Origin of the sequence: Microcoleus sp. S13C4, from assembly GCF_036700865.1 — a bacterium.
GTDB lineage: Bacteria > Cyanobacteriota > Cyanobacteriia > Cyanobacteriales > Microcoleaceae > Microcoleus.
In genome coordinates this window covers 1-7,219 of the sequence record NZ_JAUBPS010000127.1, presented here as the reverse complement: position 1 = coordinate 7,219, position 7,219 = coordinate 1, and the positions used below count along the sequence as shown (strand labels likewise).

At 42.0% G+C, this 7,219-nt stretch carries 6 protein-coding genes and 3 pseudogenes; 5 read left to right on the top strand and 4 right to left on the bottom strand.

What is annotated here, in order from left to right:
* Positions 1-281: 281 nt before the first annotated feature.
* Positions 282-461, top strand: a pseudogene (locus tag QT996_RS27675) (transposase); the annotation flags it as partial.
* A 102-nt stretch (positions 462-563) separates the two neighbouring features.
* Positions 564-692, top strand: a pseudogene (locus QT996_RS27670) (IS630 family transposase); the annotation flags it as partial.
* A 29-nt stretch (positions 693-721) separates the two neighbouring features.
* On the opposite strand, the pseudogene QT996_RS27665 reads toward QT996_RS27670, so the two are convergent.
* A pseudogene (locus QT996_RS27665) lies at positions 722-883 on the bottom strand (IS1 family transposase); the annotation flags it as partial.
* Positions 884-1,204: 321 nt separating this feature from the next.
* Between QT996_RS27665 and QT996_RS27660 the strand changes: the two are divergent.
* Positions 1,205-1,390, top strand: a complete 186-nt coding sequence (locus QT996_RS27660; protein ID WP_333050625.1) for a hypothetical protein — start codon at positions 1,205-1,207, stop codon at positions 1,388-1,390.
* On the opposite strand, the gene QT996_RS27655 is transcribed toward QT996_RS27660, so the two are convergent.
* The 3 genes from QT996_RS27655 to QT996_RS27645 all read right to left on the bottom strand — a co-directional run bounded on the left by QT996_RS27655 (position 1,383) and on the right by QT996_RS27645 (position 4,652).
* On the bottom strand, positions 1,383-2,549 hold the full coding sequence (locus QT996_RS27655) for a hypothetical protein (RefSeq protein WP_333050624.1): 1,167 nt from the start codon (positions 2,547-2,549) through the stop codon (positions 1,383-1,385). The two genes, QT996_RS27660 and QT996_RS27655, sit on opposite strands and share 8 nt — an antisense overlap.
* Positions 2,515-4,170 (bottom strand): MBOAT family O-acyltransferase, encoded by a 1,656-nt coding sequence (locus tag QT996_RS27650; RefSeq protein WP_333050623.1) that lies wholly within the window; start codon positions 4,168-4,170, stop codon positions 2,515-2,517. The genes QT996_RS27655 and QT996_RS27650 overlap by 35 nt, the downstream gene beginning before the upstream one ends.
* 350 nt (positions 4,171-4,520) lie before the next feature.
* On the bottom strand, positions 4,521-4,652 hold the full coding sequence (locus QT996_RS27645) for a MerR family transcriptional regulator (RefSeq protein WP_333050621.1): 132 nt from the start codon (positions 4,650-4,652) through the stop codon (positions 4,521-4,523).
* Between the two features lie 855 nt (positions 4,653-5,507).
* Between QT996_RS27645 and QT996_RS27640 the strand changes: the two genes are divergently transcribed.
* Both QT996_RS27640 and QT996_RS27635 read left to right on the top strand, forming a co-directional pair.
* Positions 5,508-6,467: an RNA polymerase sigma factor, RpoD/SigA family gene (locus QT996_RS27640; protein ID WP_190661889.1), complete on the top strand. Its 960-nt coding sequence runs from the start codon at positions 5,508-5,510 to the stop codon at positions 6,465-6,467.
* A 223-nt stretch (positions 6,468-6,690) separates the two neighbouring features.
* Positions 6,691-7,032 (top strand): DUF760 domain-containing protein, encoded by a 342-nt coding sequence (locus QT996_RS27635; protein WP_172187001.1) that lies wholly within the window; start codon positions 6,691-6,693, stop codon positions 7,030-7,032.
* Positions 7,033-7,219: the final 187 nt, after the last annotated feature.

Genomic DNA, 7,219 nt, shown 5'->3' with positions numbered 1-7,219 from the left:
TTGGTTTGTAAGGCAATTATCTATGTATATCTTGCCTTACAGATTTTTTTTGGCTCACTTTTTCAGTGCCATTGACCTATAGAACCCATTTGACATCTTTGAGGCTGCGAGTCGAGCGCCCGTTGTCTGTCGAGCGCCCGTTATCTGTCGAGCGTCGGTTGCCTGTGGAGCGTCCTAAATATCTCAAATGGGTTCAAAAGAACCGCTATTGACAGGATGCTCCTTTATATCTTGCCCTTTTTGTCAAGTACAATTTATACCAAATTAGATGAGCTTACCCTGACTTAATTGCACCAATGCTCTTTATGGGTAGTTTGAATGCAGAAGAATTTGAAGGATGGTTATCTTTATATTTGTTACCAGATTTAACAAGTCCATCTATATTAATTATGGATAATGCACCCATTCATCGTAAGACGGTCATTAGACTATTGGTTGAGTCGGCGAGTCATCAGATAATACAGCAATTTCCAGGTTCATGGAGTACGGTTGCAAGGGTTTGTCAACCATTTTGGTAAGTGTTTGGGAGTAAGGTGTACTCTATTTCCCTGGAATCTGCTGTATTTTTACCAAAATACTCTCCTGACTTAAATGATATTGAGCATGATTTTAGTGCATTAAAGAGAGCTAAAATGTATGCGTCTCCTGGCACATCTCTTGATGAAATTATTCGTGCTTCTTGTGCAGTCTAGTGTCTCATACTTATTTGAAATGACTATATAGCTCTACCAGCCAAAGAAATTTTCTCCAACAGAAGGCGATCAATTAAATCTTTTGTTTGTGAACCCATTACTTTGTTTGTAGGATTCTCTACAAATTGGCGACCGCAACTAGGACAATTGTCTGAGGTTTTTTTATTATGAATTCTACCATTCTTAACTATGTGATTTGAACAGAATCAGGGCAATTTGGTCGTAAGGATAGCATATTATATGACTAAATTAATGTTGGTCAATATCAACGGTTCCAGCAAGAATTACTTATGATACCATAACTGTAACTCCATCTACATTCGAGCGAGTAAAAAAATATTAAAATCACAAAATTTGATAGTGTGAGTTATAAAATTAACCTAGGGATTCAATTACGGTAATTAAATTTCACTACATATTTATTACTACCCAATTTCCCAATGGATATCATGAATTGTGATCAATTCACTTCTTGTTATCTCGTGATTTTTTTCCTCTGCTGGAAGATACAATTGGCTCAGTTTGAAATGAAAATTGTCCTTGCTAAAATTATGACAACCGTTGATTTACCACTCGCAGATCATCGTCCCGTCAAACCTATACAGCGGGGATTAACTTCAGGAGTTTCTCCGGTAAGTATCGTTAAAAATGGTGAGCATTTTGTCAGTAATTCTAATGTTCAGTTAACTTCTAGTTAAGTTGAACTCGATTAAAATGCTCATTCAACAACTTTAGCACTTCTTGAGCGATTAATTTGTTGGCTTTTGGGGTAAAGTGTCCATCACCAATAAAGTTACTGAGATCAGTAGCAGGAACAATATTATGGGTACTGATATAGGGAATTGAAGCATTTTCTAAGGTTGGTTTGAGTGCTTGGAACAAATGATCTTCATATCCACGATCATTAAGAATAAGCACAATTGGCATTTTACCATCAGCTTTAGCTGTGGCTCCGAAATCGTTAACTATTGCCCTTAAAACAGGAATTTCTGATTCGGCATTAAACCCTGTTGTACTATGAATTTGATTTGTAAGTGTGAGCTGATGACGTTGTGCTAAAGCTCTGCGAATCAATCGGATAATTACCGAATTATCCAGCCATTTTTTCTGGAATATAAATCCATTAAAAAATTGATCGTGTTCTTTAAGTTGATTAACAAATGCGTTCCACTGTTGCTTATTTTGGAGGGCAGCCCGAAGTTGAGCTAAAGACATCACATTGGGCGAGATTGCCTTCAGCTTTCCATCTTCCAAAAAGTATCGTGGGTAGGTGTAAGGTGCTGGTCCTTCAAACTGCCAAGTCATGCCGTTAAGAGTTCTGAGTCCTTTAACGCTAGAAGCTAACAGTCCCAAAATTACTATATCGGCTTGATGCTTACCTCGATCTAAATTGTACGCAGCGAAGGAGTAATTAGGCGGAGCAGCAGGTCCGGCGATCGCTCTAATCATCAGCCTCGAATCCATTTCCTCCATGGCGGTGCCGACATTATTGGAAAATGACATACCGTAGATAGCAATTAGCAAATCTTTATCGGAAGTTCGGCTAACGGGTATATTTAACTTCTTCCATAGTTCTGGATCTAACCAGCCAGCAATTGCTATAGGTGAACTTAATTCATCCGTAGAACCGACCATCCGTGAAAGCTTGCCCTCAATAGATCGCCCATATTCAAAATATGTATTGAGTTGCCCTGGAGAACTTGCTAAAGGATCGGACGGATATGGAAACATAAAATTGATCGAAAAATCGAACATCAATAGGAAGAAAATGATCCACAGTCCGGTGACGAATTTTTTACGCATGGCATTGCTGATAGCTGGTTTAAAATTGAGAATAGATGAACTGTGCAGGGGCATTGCTTTCTCCCATCAATAAAATAATAATGAGTGCTGTATAAAAAGCTGCACGGGCTGGGGTTGGATAACGACGGTAAAAATCGGGATTATCAGTTTGGTAAGCCAAAAATTCATAGCTGATCAGTAGTGGAATGCCCAAGATAGCAGGTAATGGGGGTGTAGGCAGACTGAGCGCCAAGTTTCCGAAATCTCCAAACAGAATTTTTGTAAAGGAGATAATCTGAGTCAGGGAAGTGGCTTTAAACAACAGCCATCCATAGCAAGTCAGCATAAAAAAGAATAGAGTTGCGACTACTCCTTCTAGAAGTTTGAACTTATTTTTGCTCGGTAGTTGTTTGTTAGTAGTCTTAGGGGTAAAAGCTCGATACACAGACAAAAGCATCCCCTGATAAAATCCCCACAGGATAAAGTTCCATGCTGCGCCATGCCAAAGTCCGCCCAGTACCATTGTTGTCATCAGATTTTGATAAGTTTGGCGATCGCCTTGACGGTTTCCCCCAAGTGGTATATATAGGTAATCCCGTAGCCAAGTAGAGAGGCTAATGTGCCAGCGACGCCAAAACTCGCTGGGATCTTTAGAAAAATAAGGCAGATTGAAATTGAGTATTAGTTCTATACCCAACAATTTGGATACACCTCTACCGATGTCTGAATAACCACAAAAATCGCAATAGATTTGAATGGCGTAGAGGAAAGTTGCTAAAATGATATCAATCCAAGAAACATTTCCCTTAGTCCCATAAATTGCATTGACTGAACCAGCTAATCCATCGGCGATCGCTACTTTCTTCACCAATCCAAATAATATCAGAAACAAACCTTGAACAGATTGTTCAAAACTGATTTTTCGCGGATTTGACAATTGAGGAAGTAACTCTGAAGCTCTATCTATAGGGCCAGCAAACAATGGGGGAAAATAAGCCCAGAAGAGAGCAAAGTCTAAAAAGTGGTGTGATGCTTTCAGTTTGCCTCGATAAATGTCGCAAGCGTAGCTGATGGCTTTAAAAGTGTAAAACGAGATGCCTACAGGCAGAATGATGTTTAAATGCAATAAGTTGCTATGAATCCCCAGGGTATGAATTGCTTTCTCAGCACTGCTAATAAAGAAATTGAAGTATTTAAAGAAGCCTAAAAGTGCCAAGTTACTCCCTACACTGAGCCACAGGAACAAATGGCGGCGCTGTTTTTCCTCAAGAGCGGTGAATTGGGGATACAGCAGGTTAGCAATTGCTACAACTACCAGGGCCGCCATTAATATCAACCAGCCGGAAAAAGAAGCCGGTAATAGTTGTGTCCACTGTACTGACACCGCTATTGGTGCTATACTTACCTGAATGGCATTCCATTGAACTGTATCAAATAACAACGCCCCTACTACAACTGACAAAGAAACAATCCTGCGGTTAGAAAATTCTAATCGACCAGTATCAATCATTGCCCCGCAGTAGAAGTCAATTGCGGTGGAAAGAAGCACTAAAAACAGGAAATGAACATCCCACCAGCCGTAGAATACATAGCTACCAATCAGCAACACCAAGTTTTGACCACGGAAAGGAAGGATGCGGTACAAGATATAGGTAACTAGAAAAAAGACTAGGAATTCAATTGAGTTAAATGTCACTTATTCTCCACCTGAGTAGTTGCAAAAAGTAGCTACTTTTATCTATTATGTATGTTAGTCGAGATGAGCGATAAATTATCCTATAAACCGGGGCAATACGAGAAGGAAGAAATCACTCGCTAAACCTAAGAGGGTGTTTAAAAAGTCGGACAGGGTGTTTAAAAAAACTAACCGGGCTTGGGAAGAAGCGGCGATCGCCTATAACCTAGATAGTGGCTGATCGGGACGGGGCTAATCAGCGGGGAGGGCGATCGCTCCCGCATACACACACAAAAAAAAACCGCAATAAATTCTAGTCCCGAATGTGAAATCTTTCTAGGGTATTAGGCTTGGGATTACAGGAATAGATGTCAAATGCGTTCTCTTGTAACGATCGCCCGCAACCGATCTAAGCGTGCTGGTAATTTACCGGAGTTGTCCCACCGCTGAATTGTTTTGACCCAAACACCTACTTTTGCAGCAAACTCACTAATTTTGTACATGAACAATAAGTATTTTTATTCTTATTGTCTACAAATGTCTAGGCTTCTTGATACTCCCTAGCCTGAAAGGGGAGGGGATTCTTGAGGAATCCAGATTCGGATTTTCACTCGTGGCTATCTTGTCGCCGCTACTCACTGAGCTTGAATTTCTTCAAATATTGCGTATACTTTGGTTTTTTGCGCGATCGCGAGTTCATCACTAGGCAAAATATCTGGTAAGCTCTACCTCCTGCTATTATTTGCCCTTTAACTATTCCGAATCTTGCGTCGGATCAGTCAGTTGCCGGAATTACTGGGCAACGCCGGACGTTTCAACACGTAGATGGTTATTCTTACTTTATCTTTTGGATCATAACATCAGCTTTTGACTAACTATGTAAAGTATCTGTAAAGAAATATTCAAGGTGGTTGAAACGCTACCGACTTTTCCCCTAGTCGATCGCCCCTGGCGCAGGTCTCGTTCTTCAGTCAACCTCCCCATCTCCCCTCACCCCATCTCCGCATCTCCCCCTCTGAGATTTACCCGATTTTGTTTAACCCGATGCAACTGCAAAGCCAGGAAAGCGGTTACTCTCGTACCAACAGTCCAGGCTGGCATGAAATAAATATGAAGAAGTGTAGGCAAGTGCTCTCACAAATGTTAAGATTCTTAACATAACGTAGTATTGTGCACGCCCCAACCAAAACCTAACCTGAGATGGTGCTGACTGGGAGTAGTAGCTAGCTACCATAAAATTAAGCCTCTTTAAATGGAAGGAAAGCGCAAGTCCCCGCCCGCTTTCCTTCCCAGCTAAAGCTAGGGGTTTGCGACTACCGCAAACCTTTAGAGGCACAGATCCTCAGCGGGAAAAGCTCATGAAAACTCTTAAGTCCTCAGATACAGATTCTGTTCGCGCTTACTTGCGGGAAATCGGCCGCGTTCCCTTGTTGACCCATGAGCAAGAAATACTCTACGGGAAACAGGTACAGCGCTCAACCGCACTGCATCAGGAGAAAAATATTTTAGCCGAAGAGTTAGGCCGCGACCCGACGGCGGCTGAATGGGCACAGGCAGTTGGGCTGTCTGAGGCACAGTTGCAGCGGACGATCGAACACGGGGAAAGGGCAAAGCGCCAAATGGTGGAAGCGAATCTCCGCCTGGTAGTGTCTGTTGCCAAGAAATATATCAAGCGAAACGTAGATTTACTGGATCTAATTCAGGAAGGCACGATCGGGATGCAGCGGGGAGTAGAAAAATTTGACCCGACTAAGGGCTACAGATTTTCTACTTATGCTTATTGGTGGATTCGTCAGGCAATTACTCGGGCGATCGCCGAAAAAGGCCGCACCATCCGCTTGCCGATCCACATCACCGAAAAGCTCAACAAAATTAAAAAGGCTCAGCGCCAACTTGCTCAACAGCTTGGTCGCGCGGCCACGGCTGCTGAATTGGCATCAGAGCTAGAATTGACTCCCAAACAGATTCGCGAATATCTCGATCGCGCGCGCCTGCCACTTTCCCTGGACTTGCGCGTGGGAGACAATCAAGATACAGAGTTGGGCGATTTGTTGGAAGATACGGGTACTACCCCAGAAGATTTTGCCCTGCAATCTTCCCTGCGGACTGACTTAGATCACCTGATGGCGGAACTGACTCAGCAACAGCGAGAAGTGCTCGCCTTGCGGTTTGGTTTAGAAGACGGGCAAACCTTAACTTTGGCCAAAATAGGCGATCGTCTCAACATCAGTCGGGAACGAGTGCGACAAATAGAACGGGAAGCTTTGACCAAGCTCCGCAAGCGCAAGCAAGATATCAACGATTATCTAGCCAGCTAGCTAGATTGGGGATTGGCGATCGGACATTTCGCCCACTCGCAATCCCCAATCTAAAATCGTAAAAACCGCCGCTTTTAATTCGGTTGTGCCCACTTGGTTGCTACAAATGTCCTGCTACATTAGTTATTACTTAGTAATAAAGATCAGCAGCGATCAGATAAGGGTTATTTAATTTAACCGCCCGCGTCTAACATAACAAGCTGTCTCTGAAACGGAGGTACTCGTGAGCAACTCATCTAATAAATCCCCAGAATTCTTTGAAGAAGACGGAGAAAATGCCAACTTATTATGGCAATACGTGCAGTCAATGGCTCCGGACACAGTTTCTCAGTTGTCTAAGCCGACTTCTCACGAAGTGTTTCAAGTAATGGAGCGAAATATTGTTGGACTTTTGGGTAATTTACCTTCGGAACACTTCGGGGTGACAGTGACTACCAGTCGCGAACATTTGGGTAGATTGCTTGCCTCAGCTATGATTAGCGGTTATTTTCTCAAAAATGCCGAACAGCGAATGACTTTTGAAAAGTCCATACAAGCCAGTGAGAGACACGGCTCGGACGATTAGTAGGTTCTTAACATTTAAGTGGTACAAATGTCAATCCCCCCTCGCAAGATGGGGGCTTAATATTTTAGATTTTAGATTTTAGATTTTAGATTTTAGATTTTAGATTTTAGATTTTAGATTTTAGATTTTAGATTTTAGATTTTAGATTTTAGATTTTAGATTTTAGATTTTAGATTTTAGATTTTAG

Excerpts from the sequence above, each read along its gene's own strand:
- QT996_RS27655 (WP_333050624.1), bottom strand. The coding sequence starts at position 2,549 with ATGCCCCTGCACAGTTCATCTATTCTCAATTTTAAACCAGCTATCAGC.
- QT996_RS27645 (WP_333050621.1), bottom strand. The coding sequence starts at position 4,652 with ATGTACAAAATTAGTGAGTTTGCTGCAAAAGTAGGTGTTTGGGTCAAA.
- QT996_RS27640 (WP_190661889.1), top strand. The coding sequence starts at position 5,508 with ATGAAAACTCTTAAGTCCTCAGATACAGATTCTGTTCGCGCTTACTTG.